This is a genomic window from Mycobacterium sp. 29Ha, assembly GCF_032883055.1.
Classification (GTDB): domain Bacteria; phylum Actinomycetota; class Actinomycetes; order Mycobacteriales; family Mycobacteriaceae; genus Mycobacterium; species Mycobacterium gallinarum.
This window is the reverse complement of record NZ_JAMQTI010000020.1, coordinates 77,944-94,258: the sequence shown is the minus strand read 5'-3', so window position 1 is coordinate 94,258 and position 16,315 is coordinate 77,944. Positions and strand designations below refer to the sequence as shown.

The following is a 16,315-nucleotide window of genomic DNA, read 5'->3' as shown; positions in this document are numbered from 1 at the left end:
GTATAGTCAGCGACGGCGCTCCGGGAAGTCTGGTCGGAACTGGTATTCGCGTACCCAGAGGAGACCGTCCATGGAGAGTGTCGCCCCGGCGGCCACGCCGCCGTCCACCACTGCTGAGGTGATCCGCGTCCGCGGTTTGACCTTCGCCTATCCGAAATCGACACAGCCGGCAGTGCGCGGCATGGACTTCTCGGTGGGACGAGGCGAGATCTTCGGATTTCTCGGTCCCAGTGGTGCCGGCAAGTCGACCACGCAAAAGCTACTCATCGGGTTGCTTCGCGGGCACGGCGGCGAGGCAGCGGTGTGGGGTCAGGGCCCGCTGACATGGGGTCCGGACTATTACCAGCGCATCGGCGTCTCGTTCGAGTTGCCGAATCACTATCAGAAGCTCACCGGCCTGGAGAACCTGAGATTCTTCGCCTCGCTCTACGACGGCGACACGCTGGATCCGATGGAACTTCTCGGCGCAGTGGGTCTCGCCGACGACGCTGACACCCGAGTTGGCAAGTACTCCAAGGGAATGCAGATGCGTCTGACGTTCATCAGATCGTTGATCAACGACCCGGACCTACTTTTCCTCGACGAGCCCACTTCCGGTCTTGATCCGGTGAACGCGCGCAAAGTCAAGGACATGATTCTTGGTCTAAAGGCGCGGGGCCGCACTGTCTTCCTCACGACGCATGACATGGCCACCGCCGACGAGCTCTGCGACAGAGTCGCCTTCGTGGTCGATGGCCGAATTGTCGCCATGGACACGCCGGCCGAACTGAAGATCGCCCGCAGTCAACGACGGGTCCGAGTCCAGTTCCGCGGGGAGAACGGCAGTCTGGAGGCCGCCGAGTTCGCCATGGACGGCCTGGCCGACGACCCCGCGTTTCACGCTGTGCTGCGAGATCACCACGTCGAAACCATTCACAGCCGCGAGGCCACCCTGGACGACGTCTTCGTCGAGACCACCGGAAGGCAACTGGCATGAAACGGCTCACGAGTGCGTTGCGGCTCGAGGTTACGCTTCAAGTCAGGCAGAAGTTTCTGCATGCGGCGGTCTTCTCCGGGCTCATCTGGCTGGCAGTGTTGCTGCCCATGTCGCACGCCCTGCGTCCGATTGCTGAGCCATACATTTTGTTGGGCGACATCGCGATCATCGGGTTCTTCTTCATCGGAGGTTCGGTGTTTTTCGAGAAGCAGGAGCGCACCCTCGGTGCCGTCATCTCGACACCGTTGCGGTTCTGGGAGTACCTGTGCGTGAAACTCGCTGTGCTGTTGGGTGTTTCAGTTCTCGTAGCGCTCATCGTAGTGTCGGCCGCCCACGGATTCGCCTATCGGCCACTCCCTCTGCTGACCGGTCTGGTGCTCGGCACCTTGTTGATGCTGCTCGTCGGATTCATCACGTCGCTCCCGTTCTCTTCGGTCAGCGATTGGTTCATGTCGGCGACCGGCCCTCTGGCAGTGATGACGGGCCTCCCAGTGCTGTATTTCTCCGGGGTGTGGGTGAGTCCGGTGCTTTACCTGATCCCTACGTTGGGGCCGCTGCTGCTGCTGGGGGAGGCGTTCGATCAAGTGACACTGGCCCCGTGGCAGGTGGCCTATGCCGTGCTGTATCCACTCGCAGGTTTGGTGGTGCTGTTCTTGGTAGCCAGGGCGCTGTTCGGCCACTACGTCGTGGCAAGATCGGGAGGTATGTGATGACTTGATGACAACGTCAGTGAAGGCGCTTGCGGCGTTCGGCCGCAACGACATTCGTGGAACCTACCGTGATCCGCTGTTGGTCATGATCGTTCTGGCGCCCGTCATCTGGACTGTCGGAGTCGTCATCCTGGTCCCGTTGTTCACCGACATGTTAGCGGCACGATACGACTTCGATCTGGTTCCCTACTATCCACTCGTTCTCACCGGCTTCCTGCTGCTGACGAGCATCATCATCACGGGCGGACTCGGCGCCTTCCTTGTGCTCGACGAGGTCGACGCAGGCACGATGACCGTGCTGCGGGTGACCCCGGTGCGGTTGTCGACATTCTTCGCCTACCGTGCGGGCACCGTCATGGCGTTGACGACCGTATATGTGGTGGCGACGTTGTCGTTCAGCGGAATACTCGAACCAGGTCTCGTTCCCGCCCTTGTTCCGATCGGGCTGCTGGCCGGATTGTCGGCGGTCGTCACCCTGTTGCTGATCGTTGCCCTCGCTGCCAACAAGATTCAGGGCATCGCCATGCTGCGCGGCCTTGGCATGTTGATCGCCGGGTTGCCGTGCCTTCCGTGGTTCATCGATTCGGCCTGGAATCTGGCTTTCGGTGTGCTGCCGCCGTATTGGGCGGCGAAGGCGTTCTGGGTCGCCAGCGAGCACGGCACGTGGTGACCATACCTGGTCGCCGGTACGGTCTACAACCTCGCGGTTGCCTGGTTACTGTTCCGGCGATTCGTCGCCAAGAACACATGACGACGAGATGTGAATGCCAACTCAGGAGGTCAAATCGCGGAGGCGGTAGGCCGCGATCCCCAATCCGGTAAGCGCTCCACCCACAACCAGGAACGCAATTGTCGCCGGAATGTCGGGTGAGACCGACGGCACCGCCGCGATATGCACGTATGGAGAGATGTCCAGCACCCACGCGGGGGCCTGCATGCTGTCGGCGATGACGTTGAGCAGAAACCCCCCGACCACAGGTAGCGCGCCGATAGCACCCACCGTCGACGGGAGCCAGCCGACGGCCAGGGCTGCCGCGCCGAGCGCCAGCCACCCAACCGGGGCGGTGTTGAGAGCTCCCGCGAGTGCATCGCCGATACGCAGTGGGGCGCCGGTCAGCGCCGCGCCGCTCCACATGGCGGCTGCTGCGACGAGGTGCAACGAGACCAATCCCACTGCGGTAACCGCTATCTCCGTGCCCAGCAGGCGCTCGCGAGACAACGGCGAGGCGAACAACACGGTCCACCGGCGCGCCCGTTCGTCACCTACGAATGCTGCGAGCCGCGTTACGCAGTACAACCCGGTCGCGATGGTCATCAGGCTGAACAAAGCCGCAGCGAAACCCTCCGCCGAGTTCAGACCCGCGAAACCCGCAGCGGCGGCCAATTCCGCGAACCGAGGGTTTTGCTCGAAGAAGTCCAGTATGGAAGCGATCACCGCGCCGATGATCAGGAAGTAGGCGCCGACTCCCGCAGCCCACCCGACCGTGGGACGCAGGGCGCGCCGCGCGGCGAAACCGTTGATCGAACCCAACAGGCTGGTGCGCGGCGGGCGTCGCGTCGAGAGAGTCAACAGTCCGGTACCAACGTCGCGGCGGCTCGCTGCGTGGGTGGCGCCAACCGCGAACGCGACGGGATAGCACGCCAACACCAGCAAGGGGGCAATCCGGTTCTCGGCGTAGGGCGCCACGCGTGCGACGAGACCGAATGGGCTGAGCCAGGCGGACCATGCGAATGCCGCGACTCCGTCGGAGAGCATCCGAACCAACAATGCGGCACCGAGGAACCCCACTGAGAGTCCGACTGCGGACGGCCGGTTCGGCATCACCTGAGCGGCCACCAACCCGACGGAAGCAAATGTCAGCGTCACACCGAGAACGCACGCCGCGTACAAAATGGCGCCGAAAGCGTCGGTACCGGCGGCCATCAACCCGAGGCCGACCCCTGCACTGATGACCGTGGCCGAACCGGTCAGCGCTATCAGGTAGCGACGCACGACCTCTACGGTCCGGATCGGTCCGGAAAGCAGAAGATCCCAGCGCCCGGCGTCTTCCTCGCCGCGGGTGATTCGGACGGCCGTCAGCATGATCCACACACCGGCGAGCACGAGCACCGGTGTACCTGTCCGCCACACCGTGAACCCGCCCGGATCGTCCAGCGCCACCGGCGCGCCGAAAAGAACTCGTATGGCTGGGTTTTCGGCCAGCGCTCGCAGTGCGCTTTGACTCAACTCACCGCGGAAGGTGGACTGGTACTGGGCGGCGACCAACGTCGACATCCCTGCGCACACTGCGGCGACGAGCAGCGTGCCACGTCGCACTTGTCGGGCCGCGAGCCGGGTGACGGCTCGCCCGGCCGGCACCCGCCGGGCGAGCGCGTGGCGCGCGGCGAGGGTTGCGGCCATCACGACGCCTCGCCGTAGTAGTCGAGGAAAATCTCTTCCAGCGTGGGCTCGTGCATCGCGACCGTCGTGACGTCGACCGCGGCGAGGGCTCGCAACGCCGGCGTTGGTGAGCCAGACACGTTGAAGCGCAGGTGTTTTTCTCCGAGTCGCTCGAGATCGGTGATGCCGGGCACGTCCATGGGGCTCGGCTCGGCGTCGCGGTAGGTCACTTCGATGCGGGTTCGGCGCAGCCGACGCAACTCGCCGATCGTGTCGATCTCGACGAGCCGGCCGGCTCGCAAGATGGTGACCCTGTCGCAGAGCGCTTCGACTTCGGCCAGTTGGTGCGAACTCAGGAACACCGTTTGGCCACGTTCACGCGCCTCGAGGACACAGCGCCGAAACTCACGCTCCATCAAGGGATCGAGGCCGCTGGTCGGTTCGTCGAGCACCAACAAAGGAGCCTGGGTGGCGAAGGCGGACACGATCGCGACCTTCTGCCGGTTCCCGCTGGAATAGTTCTTGGCCCGCAGGTCCAAGTCCAAGGCGAAGCGTGCCACCAGTTCAGCTCGGTACTCGAGGTCGACCCCGGGGCCCACGTTGCCGGTCACCTCGAGGATCTCCGCGCCGGTCATCGTCGGCCACAAGGCGACATCGGCAGGGACGTACGCGAGGTGGCGGTGGGCGCGGCGGACGTCGTCGGCGCGGTAGTCGAAGATCATGGCGGTGCCGGCGGTGGGCCGGATCAGTCCGAGCAGCATGCGAATTGTGGTGGACTTGCCCGCGCCGTTCGGGCCGAGGAAGCCGAACACTTCCCCTCGTGCGACGGTCAGTCTCAGGTCGTCGACAGCAACGAGTGACCCGAATCGTTTGGTCAGTCCCTCGGTTCGAATGGCGTCGTCGCACTCGGCGCGCGCAGGCGCGGATGACGTGGGATACATCGGAGGCCCTTTCACGGTCGGTCAGCTGGCAGCCGACCAGACTTCCCGGCACTCCTGGTGAGGAATCTACTCGCGCGCAGGCTCACGCACCAGGTTGTCTGGCGACGACGCTTTCGGGCGAATGGCATAGGGTGGTTTCAGGTGTGCCGGGAAGTCTGGTCGGCGATTCCTTCAGCGACCGGCGACTACCGATTAGGCGAATACTTGAGCACCGATCCACTTCGTCGCTTCCCACGCGGAGCGCTGTTCTCACGGGGCTCGTGGGCGGAAACCAGCCGCGTCACGTCCATTCTTCGCAAGGAAACCGTCGGCGGGGCGATCCTGCTGGTGGCCTCGGCCATCGCGTTGATATGGGCCAATTCGCCGTGGTCGGCGAGTTACTTCGGGCTTCGAGATCTGGAGATCGGCGGTGAACCGCTGGGTCTCCATTTGAACCTGACGCTGGGCGAGTGGGCCGCCGACGGGCTGCTCGCGATCTTCTTCTTCATCGTCGGACTGGAACTCAAACGCGAGTTCGTCGCGGGTGATCTGCGCGACCCGAGCCGTGCCGCCCTGCCGATCGCCGCCGCCGTCGGGGGAATGGTGGCGCCGGCGCTGATCTTCATCGCGGTGACCGCCCATGTCGGCGATGGCGCGACACGGGGTTGGGCGATCCCGACCGCGACCGACATCGCGTTCGCAGTTGCTGTACTCGCCGTCATCTCGACACACCTGCCGTCTGCGCTTCGTACCTTCTTGTTGACACTCGCGGTGGTCGACGATCTCTTGGCAGTAACGGTGATCGCCGTTTTCTACACCGAAGACATCAAGATCTGGGCGCTGGGCCTGTCAGCTGTACCGCTGGCGCTTTTCGCGCTGTGTGTGCAGCGGCGGGTCGATTCATGGTGGCTGCTGGTGCCGCTCGCTGCGGCCACCTGGGTGCTGATGCACGAGTCCGGTGTGCATGCCACAGTGGCCGGCGTGCTGCTCGGCTTCACGGTGCCGGTGGTGCGCTCAGCTGCGGCCGGTGGTCCTGACGCGGGCCCGGGATTGGCCGAGCATTTCGAGCACAAACTGCGCCCGTTGTCGGCAGGTGTCGCAGTGCCCGTTTTCGCGTTCTTCGCCGCCGGGGTGTCAGTCGGTGGATTCAACGGACTGATCACTGCGTTGAGCGACCCGATCGCCTTGGGCATCGTGCTCGGACTCGTCGTGGGCAAGCCCGTCGGCATCTTCCTGACGACCAGGGTGCTGGCCGCAGTGACCCGCGCCACCCTCGACTCTGCGCTGCGGTGGATCGACGTGCTCGGCATCTCGATGCTGGCGGGCATCGGGTTCACGGTTTCGCTGCTGATAGGTGACCTCGCGTACGGCTTGGGATCGCATCGTGACGAAGTCGTCAAGATGGGCGTGCTGACCGGGTCGGTGTGCGCCGCCGTGGTGGCAGCGGTGCTGTTGCGGCTGCGGAACAGGCAATATCGGCGCATCCACGAGATCGAAACCGCCGACGCCGATCTTGACGGTGTGCCCGATGTCTACGAGTCTCGGCAGGACCGCACCGAACCTGGTGCGTAGACTGACGGGATGCTTGAACAGATCCGCGGCCCCGCTGATCTGCAGCACTTGACCCAGTCACAGATGAGTGAACTGGCGCAGGAAATCCGCGAATTCCTGATTCACAAGGTCGCTGCAACCGGCGGACACCTCGGCCCGAACCTCGGCGTCGTCGAGCTTACGCTTGCGCTGCATCGGGTGTTCGACTCGCCGCACGATCCGATCATCTTCGACACCGGACACCAGTCCTACGTGCACAAGATGTTGACGGGCCGCATCCGTGATTTCGACTCACTGCGCAAGAAGGGCGGCCTGTCGGGCTACCCATCGCGCAGCGAGAGCGAGCATGACTGGGTCGAATCCAGCCACGCCAGCGCCGCATTGTCGTATGCCGACGGCCTGGCCAAGGCCTTCGAGCTGTCGGGGCATCGCAACCGTCACGTGGTCGCCGTCGTCGGCGACGGCGCACTCACCGGCGGCATGTGCTGGGAGGCGCTGAACAACATCGCCGCGTCCCGGCGCCCTGTCGTGATCATCGTCAACGACAACGGCCGCAGCTACGCGCCCACGATCGGCGGCTTCGCCGAGCACATGGCCGGACTTCGCCTGCAGCCCGGGTACGAGCGCGTGCTCGAGGAGGGCCGCAAGGCCGTCCAGAAGGTGCCGATCATCGGCGAGATCTGCTACCAGTGCATGCACAGCATCAAGGCCGGCATCAAGGACGCGCTCTCGCCGCAGGTGATGTTCACCGATCTCGGCCTCAAGTACGTCGGCCCGATCGACGGCCACGACGAGCACGCGGTCGAGTCCGCGCTGCGGCATGCGCGCGGCTTCAACGCGCCGGTGATCGTGCACGTGGTCACCCGCAAGGGCATGGGATACGCCCCGGCCGAGAACGACGAAGCCGACCAGATGCACTCCTGCGGTGTCATCGACCCCGAGACAGGGCTGGCGACATCCGTGCCCGGTCCCGGGTGGACGTCGGCGTTCTCTGAAGCACTCATCGGCTATGCCGCCCGGCGGCGCGACATCGTGGCCATCACCGCCGCGATGCCCGGCCCGACCGGTCTGACCGATTTCCGGAAACGGTTCCCCGACCGATTCTTCGACGTCGGCATCGCCGAACAGCATGCGATGACGTCGGCCGCCGGTCTGGCGATGGGCGGCATGCACCCGGTCGTGGCGATCTACTCGACGTTCCTCAACCGGGCGTTCGACCAGGTCATGATGGATGTCGCGCTGCACAAGCTGCCCGTCACGATGGTTCTGGATCGCTCCGGCGTCACCGGTCCGGACGGCGCCAGCCACAACGGCATCTGGGACCTGTCCATGCTGGGCATCGTCCCGGGCATGCGGGTGGCCGCCCCGCGCGACGGCGCGCGTCTGCGTGAGGAACTCGGCGAAGCACTCAACATCAAGGACGGGCCGACCGCCATTCGGTTCCCGAAAGGTGATGTCGGCGAAGACATTACGGCCGTCGAGCGCCGTGGCGGCATCGACGTGCTCGCGGTCCCGGCCGACGGCCTGTCCGACGACGTGCTGATCGTGGCCGTCGGCCCATTTGCGGCGATGGCGTTGACGGTCGCCGAGCGGCTGCGCAACCAGGGCATCGGGGTCACTGTCGTGGACCCGCGGTGGGTCCTTCCGGTGCCCGCTGCCCTTGGTGAGCTGGCGGCCGCGCACAAGCTGGTGGTCACCATCGAGGACAACGGCGTGCAGGGTGGTATCGGTTCGGCGGTGTCGGCGGCGCTGCGCCGGGCAGAGATCGACGTGCCCTGCCGCGACGCCGGGTTGCCTCAGGAGTTCTTCGCACACGCATCGCGCGGTGAGGTGCTCGCCGACGTCGGACTGACGGACCGCAACATCGCCCGCCAGATCACCGGCTGGGTGGCGGCTCAGGGGTCCGCGGTCTCCGAGGCCGAAGTCAGCCGCCAGCTCGATTGAGCGGTACCCGGCCCACTTCCTGCAACGCGTCGGTCTCGCTTGGCTGCTCGAAAAAGACCTGGGCGCTCCGGCCGTCGACCTCGACGGTTGCGATGGTATTCCCGAACAGCGGGCCGCAGACGTTAGTCCAGGCCACTGGCGGCGATGGCACGCCGGAACGCCGCACCCACCAGCGGGTCAGGGCGGCCGCGGGCTTCGTCCAGCCAAGGAGGAAGGCAGGCTTGACGAACAGCGGTACGTAGTTATGCACGGGCGAACACACCAGCTGATGCACGGTGGACCCGTCGGGTGATACGCCGTCGACCTCGGCGCGGGCGGCATAGCTGTGGTGCACGTCGCCGGACAGGATGCTGATCGTGGACGGCCCATCGGGATGATTGGCGATCCGCGCGATCATCTCGCCGAGGCGCACCAGTGACTTGTAGAACGCTGGCCAATGCTCGAAATCGCCTGCCTGCCTGAGCTTTTCGCCGAGCTTTCCGCGCCAGCCGTCACGTTCGGTCGCCTGCTCGTTGAGCGTCTCAAGATCGCCGATCGCCGGGGGCATCAACCACGGCACCGACGACGCGAGCAACAGGTGGTCGAGTGTCTCTGGATTCTCCTCGGCTTTCGACTCGACCCAGCGGAACTCCTTCTCGCCGATCATCATGCGCTCGCCGGAATCCAGAATTCGGCCGTTGCGGGAGTCGATCATGATCAGCCGGGTCCGCCCGAGGTCCCACCGATAGCTGAACCGGACGCCCTTGTTGCTATCGACCTCGCGGTCGGCTTTGTCGGCCACTTCGGCCAGGTGTGGCCAGGTATCGCCCTTGATGGCCAGCAACTGCTGGTAGTCGTCGTTGTCCGCCAGCTCGTGCGGGCTCAAATTGCCGAGGTGCTGGTACACCCAATAAGACGCCAGACCCGCGCGGATTCGGTCGTGCCACCATTCCAGGCCTGCCATCTGCGCGCGCCATGCCTTCGAGGTGTTCCAGTCGTCGCGGATGTCGTGGTCGTCGAAGATCATCGCCGTCGGCACGGTCGACATCAGCCACCGGATCTCCGGGTCGCCCCACGAATGCCGGTACAGCCGCTCGTACTCGGCGAAGGTGACGACCTCATCGGGCGGCCGGTTGCCGTGCCGGTTGCGCCTGCGGCCTGCCACCCGGCGCACCTCGTCGGGCGGAAGCTCGTCGGCGTAGAGCTGGTCGCCGAGCAGGATCAGCGCATCGGGCCACTTGTCGATGGGCAGATCGCGCATCCGTTTTGCGTAGGAGTCCAGCGCGTCGTGCTTGAGTTTTTTCTCGACCTTCTTGACCTCAGTCTTCGGGTAGCGGCACGACCCGAAGATCGCGCGCAACCGGTGCGCCGTGTCGGGGCCCCGGGTCCGGATGACGCTGGGTGGAAATTTCGCGAAGGCCGGGTCGGTGAGCGGCCATACCGTCTCCCCGTTGAACGTCACCTGGTACTCGGTCACGCTGTCGGGGTCGAGTCCGGTCACGGTGACCAGTGCGAAGTGGTGTCCCTGCACTTCGAACGTGTTTGCCGAATGCCCCAAAACCTGAACAGTGCCCGCGCTTTCGGTCTGCACCCACACCAATGCGGTCGTATCAGCGACGTGCCGCAGCGTCGGTCCGAGGAGCAAGCTCACCAAGTCGACATTAGGGCACCTCGCGGGCCGCGTCCTGAAGTCACGACAGGCTCGTGACAGAGTCTGGTCATGGATGCTGAACTCGAACGCTGGAAGGCTGCCGGCCGGCACTTCGACTATCTGGGCTTCGATATCTTCTACCGGGTCGACGGGCCGCCGATTGGCCAGGCACCCGTCCTGCTGGCGATTCACGGCTACCCGTTCAACTCATCGGATTGGTCGCTGATCTGGCCCGCATTGGTCGAGCGGTTCACCGTCATCGCACCCGACATGATCGGTATGGGCTTCTCGGCCAAACCCGTCGCCTACGGCTACTCGGTGCATGATCACGTAGACATGCATGAGGCATTGCTCGACCATTTGAACGTCGAGGTCTGCCACATGCTCGCGCACGACCTCGGCGACTCTGTCGGCCAGGAGTTGTTGGCCCGCAGCGAGTTCGGTCAGCATGCGTATGGATCGCTGCGCTACCAGTCGATCACCTGGCTCAACGGCGGAATGTTCAACGAGACCTACACACCGCGCACCATGCAGAAGCTGATGTCCGGGACACCGCTCGGCGATCTGATGAGTCCGTTGCAGGGCAGCCCGCTGTCGCGACGCATCGTGGAGCCGACGATCAACGAGATGTTCGGCCCCAACACCAAGCCCTCACGCGAGTTGATGAACCGATTCCACGAGATTCTCGAATACAACGACGGCAAGCGGGTGATGCACAAGGTCGGACGATTCCTGGCCGACCGGTACACCCACCGCAATCGTTGGGTGCGCGCCATGCGTGAGACCGCGGTGCCGATGCGGCTCATCGACGGGCCCATCGACCCTAATTCCGGTGCCCACATGGCTCGCCGGTATGCCGAGGTCATCCCCGACGCCGACGTGGTGATGCTCGCCGACGACATAGGTCACTGGCCGCAGATCGAAGCCCCCGACGCGGTGCTGAAGCACTTCCTGGCCCACGTCGACCGCGTCAGCTAGTCGCCTCGCCGTCAGATGTGGCGGGGTCGGGGTACAGCGCGTCCGCGAGCACGGGGTCGACGAGCTCGCGCTGCCACCGCCGTGCCCCAGCCTCGCGCAGGAAACCGTCGATCGCCGCCTCGGTCGCCTCCCGTGACGGCAACGGCTGCCAATCCCAGCACAACCGCCGCACGATCTCCGGGGTGATGACGTTTTCGGTGGGCACCGAAATGCGCTGGGACAGTTCGGTGATGCCAGACCGTGCCGCCTCCAACCGGACTGCGGCTTCGGGCTTGCGGCGCGCCCATCGTGATGCAGGTGGGGGACCGGTGGACGGTTCCTGCGACGTCGGTGGGTCGTCGGTGGTTCGTGCACGCGCGAGCGCCTCCAGCCAAACATGAGCCATTCGTCGTTGCCGTGAGCCCCCGAAAACCGGAAGTGCGGTGAGCTTTTCGACCGTATCCGGGTCGGCGGTGGCGGCATTGACGATCGCCGCGTCGGGCAGGATGCGTCCCGGCGCAATGTCACGGCGCTGCGCGATGTGATCGCGCGTCGTCCACAGCTCGCGGACCGCCGCCAGCGCGCGTGCGTCACGGATCTTGTGGATGCCCGACGTGCGCCGCCAGCGGTCCCGGCGCGTCGGCATGGCCTCGATCGTCCGCAGATATTCGAACTCCTCTGCGGCCCAGTCGGATTTGTGCTGCTCCTGGAGAACAGCGGCGATCGCGTGGCGCAGGTCGAGCAGCACTTCGACGTCGAGCGCCGCGTAGTTCAACCATTCGTCCGGCAGCGGCCGCTGCGACCAGTCCGCAGCGCCGTGGCCCTTCGTCAACTGCAGGCCGAGGAGCTTCTGCACCATCGTGGCGAGGTTCACCTTGTCGTAGCCGGCGAGGCGGCCTCCGAGTTCGGTGTCGTAGAGCTTCGTCGGCCGCATACCGATCTCGGCAAGACAGGGCAGGTCCTGATCAGCCGCGTGCAGCACCCACTCATCGGTGGCCAGCACCTTCGCGACCGGAGCCAGCGTGGCGACGGGATCACCGCCGTGGTTGACGGGGTCGATCAGCACCGTGCCCGCACCGGCCCGACGAATCTGGATCAGGTAGGCGCGATTCGAGTAGCGAAAGCCTGAGGCGCGTTCGGCGTCGACAGCGAAAGGCCCTTCGCCGGATGCCAAGAGCTCAGCGGCTTTTTCGATATCGCGTGCGCTGACGGACAGGGCGGGGACGCCGTCGCGCGGCGCCAGCAGCGGTGTGGCTTCCGGCTCATCCTCCGAGCCCGTCTCGGGGCCGGCCTCTTGGGGGTCGGCCATGCGTCAGGCGCGCGTGCGGGAGCTCAAGTCGGTGACACCTGACGGCGGCAGGCCGGCGGCGTGCTCGAGCACCTCGCAGAACGCTTCGACATGTGGTCCCAACTCCAGGGTGGTCGCCGTCCACGACGCCCGCAGTTCCAGCTGGTGGGCGCGCGGGGGACCGGAGATGTCGCCGTAGCGCACCGACGTCGTCGCGGTGACGGTGCCGCCCAGTGCGGTGACGTGTTCGGCCCGCGATTCCAGGGCGTCGACGAGCCAGCTCCACGCCACTTCGGGCAGCAGCGGGTCGACGGCTTCACTGGAGTCCAGGTCCGCCTGGATATACGCCACGAGACGCATCGTGCCATCCCACGCTTCGGCGCCCTCAGGGTCGTGCAGCAGGATCAACCGTCCGAACGCGTCGCCCTCGGAGCGCTCCGGAACGATGGCCGTCTCGGGATGGCGGACCTCCGCGCCCAGCGCATAGCTGTACGGCGCCAGCCGCTGAGGCGGGCGAATCGGGCCGAGCTCGATCTCCGCGCGGACGGTGGTGGCATTCATCGCCGCCACCGCTTCGCGAAATTGAGCCGGTTCGGCGGCGGTGGTCACCGTTCGAAGCTAGCCCCATTTGGCCAGGTGTGTGCGCAGGCGCGCCGATTTCGCCCGGTGAGGGGATCTCCCGTGGTCAGGCGTTGTTTGCTGCGCCCACCCAGGGCCCTACCTGTCCACAGAGCGAAGTGGGGGTCGCCGGAGCGCGAATTGGGGTGTTGCGGGGCGCACATGGCAGCATTGGACACGATGACTACCCGCCGCGACCTGCCCGACTCGCCCTATCTCGCCGCCGCTTCAGGCCGCAAGCCGAGCCGCGTGCCGGTGTGGTTCATGCGGCAGGCCGGACGTTCGCTGCCCGAGTACCGGGCGCTGCGGGCGAAGAACACGATGATGCAGGCCTGCTTCGACAAAGACCTGATCACCGAGATCACCCTGCAGCCGATTCGCAGGCACGGCGTGGACGCCGCGATCCTGTTCTCCGACATCGTCGTGCCGCTGCGGGCCGCGGGCATCGAGCTCGACATCGTGCCCGACGTCGGACCGGTGATCGAGCACCCGGTGCGCACCATCGGCGACGTCAACGCGATCAAACCGCTTGAATCACAGCAGGTCGCACCAGTGGCCGACGCCATCATGCAGCTGACCGCCGAGCTCGGTGACGTGCCGCTCATCGGCTTCGCGGGAGCGCCGTTCACGCTGGCGTCCTATCTCGTCGAGGGTGGCCCGAGCCGTAACCACGAGCGCACCAAGGCGATGATGCTCGGCGAATCCGACACCTGGCACGCGCTGATGACGGCGCTGACCGACGTGACCATCGCCTTCCTGCAGACGCAGGTCAGCGCCGGTGTGGATGCCATCCAGCTGTTCGATTCGTGGGCCGGGACGCTCTCGCTGGCCGACTACCGCACCTACGTGCTGCCGCACAGCTCACGGGTGTTCTCGACCCTCGCGGACGCCGGTGTGCCGATGACCCACTTCGGGGTGGGCACCGCCGAACTGCTCGGCGCGATGGGAGAGGCCGGAGCCACCGTCGTCGGCGTCGACTGGCGTACCTCGCTGGCCGACGCCGCGACACGCGTTCCGCCCAATACGGCGCTGCAGGGAAACCTTGATCCGGTCGTGCTGCTGGCGGGCTGGCCCGTCGTCGAACGGGCGGCGCGAGCCGTCGTCGAGGACGCCCGTCGCGCGATCGACGCCGGAGCCACCGGCCACATCTTCAATCTCGGCCACGGCGTGCTGCCGCCCACCGACCCCGGTGTGATCACAGAACTGGTCTCGTTGGTGCATTCGCTGTGAGCATGTCGTATTGCGTTGTCGGCGGCGGTATCTCAGGTCTTGTCGCCGCTTACCGGCTGCGAGTGGCGGCGGGCCCTGACGCGTCGATAACGCTGTTCGACCCGGCCGACCGACTCGGCGGCGTGCTACGTACCGAGCGGATCGGCGGCCAGCTGATGGACGTCGGCGCGGAGGCGTTCGTCGCCCGCCGTCCCGAGGTGCCGGCACTGCTGGCCGAGCTGGGTCTGAGCGCAAGACAGATCGGCACCACGGGGGCGCGGCCGCTGATCTACAGCCAGGGACGTCTGCATCCCTTGCCGACCGGCACGCTGCAGGGCATTCCGGCGCATCCGGGCGCGCTGGCCGGGCTCGTGGACGACGCGACGCTGGCCCAAATTCGCGACGAACGAGCACGGCCGCTGCGCTGGCGTCCCGGCGCCGACCCCTCGGTCGCCGAGTTGGTCGGGGACCGCTTCGGGGACCAGGTGGTGGCCCGCTCGGTAGATCCCCTGCTGGCAGGTGTGTACGCGGGGTCGTCGGCCACCATCGGCGTCCGTTCGGCCCTGCCGGCGCTGACGGCGGCGCTGGACCGCGGAGCGCGCAGTCTGACGGACGCGGTGCGTGACGCGCTGGCGGCGTCGGGTCCGTCGGTGGCGACGGGCTCGGTGTTCGGGGCGATCGAGGGCGGCTACGCGGTGCTGGTCGACGAGCTCGTCCGGCGCGCGGGTGTCCACTGGCTTCAGGTCACCATCGAGCGGGTCGACCGATCGCCGCGCGGCTGGGAAATCGTCGACGACGAGGGCGTGCGCCACCACGCCGACGCGGCGGTGTTGGCCGTACCCGCACCGCGGCTCGCCCGCCTTGCCGAGGGCGTCGCTCCGCGCACCGCCGCGGCGGCACGACGTATCGGGGTGGCGTCGAGTGCGCTGGTGGCGTTGGCACTGCCTGGTGGCACGCCGGTGCCGCAACAGTCCGGGGTGTTGGTGGCCGGGGGAGAACGGTTGCGCGCCAAGGCGATAACCCTGTCGACGCAGAAGTGGGGCCGGCGCGGCAACGTCGAGCTGGTGCGTTTGTCGTACGGCAGGTTCGGCGACGATCTGGCCCGAAGCGCGGGTGACGAAGAGCTGCTGGCGTGGGCGGGGCAGGATCTGGCCACGGTGTTCGGGGTGACTACGGATCCCGAGGACTGTCACGTCCAGCGGTGGATCGACGCGATGCCGCAGTACGGGCCCGGGCACGGCGCACTGATCGCCGAGCTGCGGGCCGGCCTCCCGCCGACCTTGGCCGTCGCGGGCGCTTATCTGGACGGCATCGGCGTGCCTGCGTGTGTGGGCGCGGCAACCAAGGCGGCTGCGTCGCTGGTCACCGTCGCAAGAGCGACGAATAAAGCCTGAGCCCGGGCGTGGCACGATAGGTCTCATGGCCAAGCTCGACTACGACGCGCTCAACTCGACTGTCCGCTACCTGATGTTCTCGGTGTTCTCTGTGGAGCCGGGCGAATTGGGCGACGAGCGCGCGGGCATCGTCGACGAGACGGCGACCTTCCTCAAACAGCAGGAAGACAAGGGTGTCGTGGTGCGTGGAATCTATGACATCGCGGGCATGCGGGCCGACGCCGATTTCATGTTCTGGACTCACGCCGAGACCGTCGAGGCGTTGCAGGCCACCTACTCGGATTTTCGCCGCACGACCACGTTGGGTCGAGCGAGCGATCCCGTGTGGAGCAGCGTCGCGTTGCATCGGCCCGCCGAATTCAACAAGAGCCACATTCCGGCATTCCTGGCCGGCGAGGATCCCGGCGCGTACGTGTGTGTCTATCCGTTCGTGCGGTCGCTGGAGTGGTACCTACTGCCCGACGACGAGCGTCGCAAGATGCTGGCCGAACACGGCATGGCCGCGCGGGAGTACAAGGACGTCCGCGCGAACACGGTGCCCGCTTTCGCGCTGGGGGACTACGAATGGATCCTGGCGTTCGAGGCGCCCGAGCTGTATCGCATCGTCGACCTGATGCGTGAATTGCGCGCGACCGACGCCCGCCGGCACACTCGCGAAGAGACCCCGTTCTTCACCGGCCCGCGGGTGAGCGTGGAAGAGTTGGTCACCAGACTCCCGTAACCGGCTCCGGCGGAAGA

13 protein-coding genes and 1 pseudogene are annotated in these 16,315 nt (G+C 66.2%); 9 read left to right on the top strand and 5 right to left on the bottom strand.

Annotated elements, in window-relative coordinates:
* Positions 1-70: 70 nt before the first annotated feature.
* From M1248_RS23585 to M1248_RS23575, 3 genes and pseudogenes are all read left to right on the top strand, one after another.
* A complete protein-coding gene (locus M1248_RS23585) occupies positions 71-976 on the top strand; it encodes an ABC transporter ATP-binding protein (RefSeq protein ID WP_317149884.1) in 906 nt (301 codons plus the stop codon).
* Complete coding sequence (locus M1248_RS23580) at positions 973-1,686, top strand: fluoroquinolone transporter permease (RefSeq protein WP_163726713.1); 714 nt, start codon at positions 973-975, stop codon at positions 1,684-1,686. Before M1248_RS23585 ends, M1248_RS23580 begins: the two co-directional genes overlap by 4 nt.
* A 7-nt stretch (positions 1,687-1,693) precedes the next feature.
* Positions 1,694-2,437, top strand: a pseudogene (locus M1248_RS23575) (ABC transporter permease).
* Positions 2,438-2,458: 21 nt separating this feature from the next.
* Here M1248_RS23575 and M1248_RS23570 read toward each other — a convergent pair.
* Together M1248_RS23570 and M1248_RS23565 are read right to left on the bottom strand one after the other, a co-directional pair.
* Positions 2,459-4,087, bottom strand: a complete 1,629-nt coding sequence (locus M1248_RS23570) for a polyketide antibiotic transporter (protein WP_317149883.1) — start codon at positions 4,085-4,087, stop codon at positions 2,459-2,461.
* A complete protein-coding gene (locus M1248_RS23565; protein ID WP_317149882.1) occupies positions 4,087-5,007 on the bottom strand; it encodes an ABC transporter ATP-binding protein in 921 nt (306 codons plus the stop codon). The genes M1248_RS23570 and M1248_RS23565 overlap by 1 nt, the downstream gene beginning before the upstream one ends.
* Before the next feature lie 204 nt (positions 5,008-5,211).
* Here M1248_RS23565 and nhaA point away from each other — a divergent pair, with 204 nt between their 5' ends.
* A complete protein-coding gene (gene nhaA / locus M1248_RS23560) occupies positions 5,212-6,558 on the top strand; it encodes a Na+/H+ antiporter NhaA (RefSeq protein WP_163726725.1) in 1,347 nt (448 codons plus the stop codon).
* 9 nt (positions 6,559-6,567) lie between these two features.
* A complete protein-coding gene (gene dxs, locus M1248_RS23555) occupies positions 6,568-8,481 on the top strand; it encodes a 1-deoxy-D-xylulose-5-phosphate synthase (RefSeq protein WP_163726729.1) in 1,914 nt (637 codons plus the stop codon).
* On the opposite strand, the gene M1248_RS23550 is transcribed toward dxs, so the two are convergent.
* Entirely contained in the window at positions 8,462-10,111 is a 1,650-nt protein-coding gene (locus M1248_RS23550) for an alkaline phosphatase D family protein (RefSeq protein WP_317149881.1), read from the bottom strand. The two genes, dxs and M1248_RS23550, sit on opposite strands and share 20 nt — an antisense overlap.
* Positions 10,112-10,180: 69 nt before the next feature.
* On the opposite strand from M1248_RS23550, the gene M1248_RS23545 reads away from it, so the two are divergent.
* Positions 10,181-11,089, top strand: coding sequence for an alpha/beta hydrolase (locus M1248_RS23545; RefSeq protein ID WP_317149880.1), 909 nt, complete (start codon positions 10,181-10,183; stop codon positions 11,087-11,089).
* Here M1248_RS23545 and M1248_RS23540 read toward each other — a convergent pair.
* A complete protein-coding gene (locus M1248_RS23540) occupies positions 11,082-12,377 on the bottom strand; it encodes a ribonuclease D (RefSeq protein ID WP_163726738.1) in 1,296 nt (431 codons plus the stop codon). The two genes, M1248_RS23545 and M1248_RS23540, sit on opposite strands and share 8 nt — an antisense overlap.
* A gap of 3 nt (positions 12,378-12,380) precedes the next feature.
* Positions 12,381-12,965 (bottom strand): DUF3000 domain-containing protein, encoded by a 585-nt coding sequence (locus tag M1248_RS23535; protein WP_163726742.1) that lies wholly within the window; start codon positions 12,963-12,965, stop codon positions 12,381-12,383.
* A 189-nt stretch (positions 12,966-13,154) separates the two neighbouring features.
* Between M1248_RS23535 and hemE the strand changes: the two genes are divergently transcribed.
* From hemE to hemQ, 3 genes are read left to right on the top strand one after another with little or no spacing between them, the layout of a single operon-like run.
* Positions 13,155-14,204 (top strand): uroporphyrinogen decarboxylase, encoded by a 1,050-nt coding sequence (gene hemE, locus M1248_RS23530; RefSeq protein ID WP_317149879.1) that lies wholly within the window; start codon positions 13,155-13,157, stop codon positions 14,202-14,204.
* A complete protein-coding gene (locus tag M1248_RS23525) occupies positions 14,201-15,577 on the top strand; it encodes a protoporphyrinogen oxidase (RefSeq protein ID WP_163726748.1) in 1,377 nt (458 codons plus the stop codon). The genes hemE and M1248_RS23525 overlap by 4 nt, the downstream gene beginning before the upstream one ends.
* 25 nt (positions 15,578-15,602) lie before the next feature.
* A complete protein-coding gene (gene hemQ, locus M1248_RS23520) occupies positions 15,603-16,298 on the top strand; it encodes a hydrogen peroxide-dependent heme synthase (protein WP_163685864.1) in 696 nt (231 codons plus the stop codon).
* The last annotated feature ends 17 nt before the right edge of the window (positions 16,299-16,315 follow it).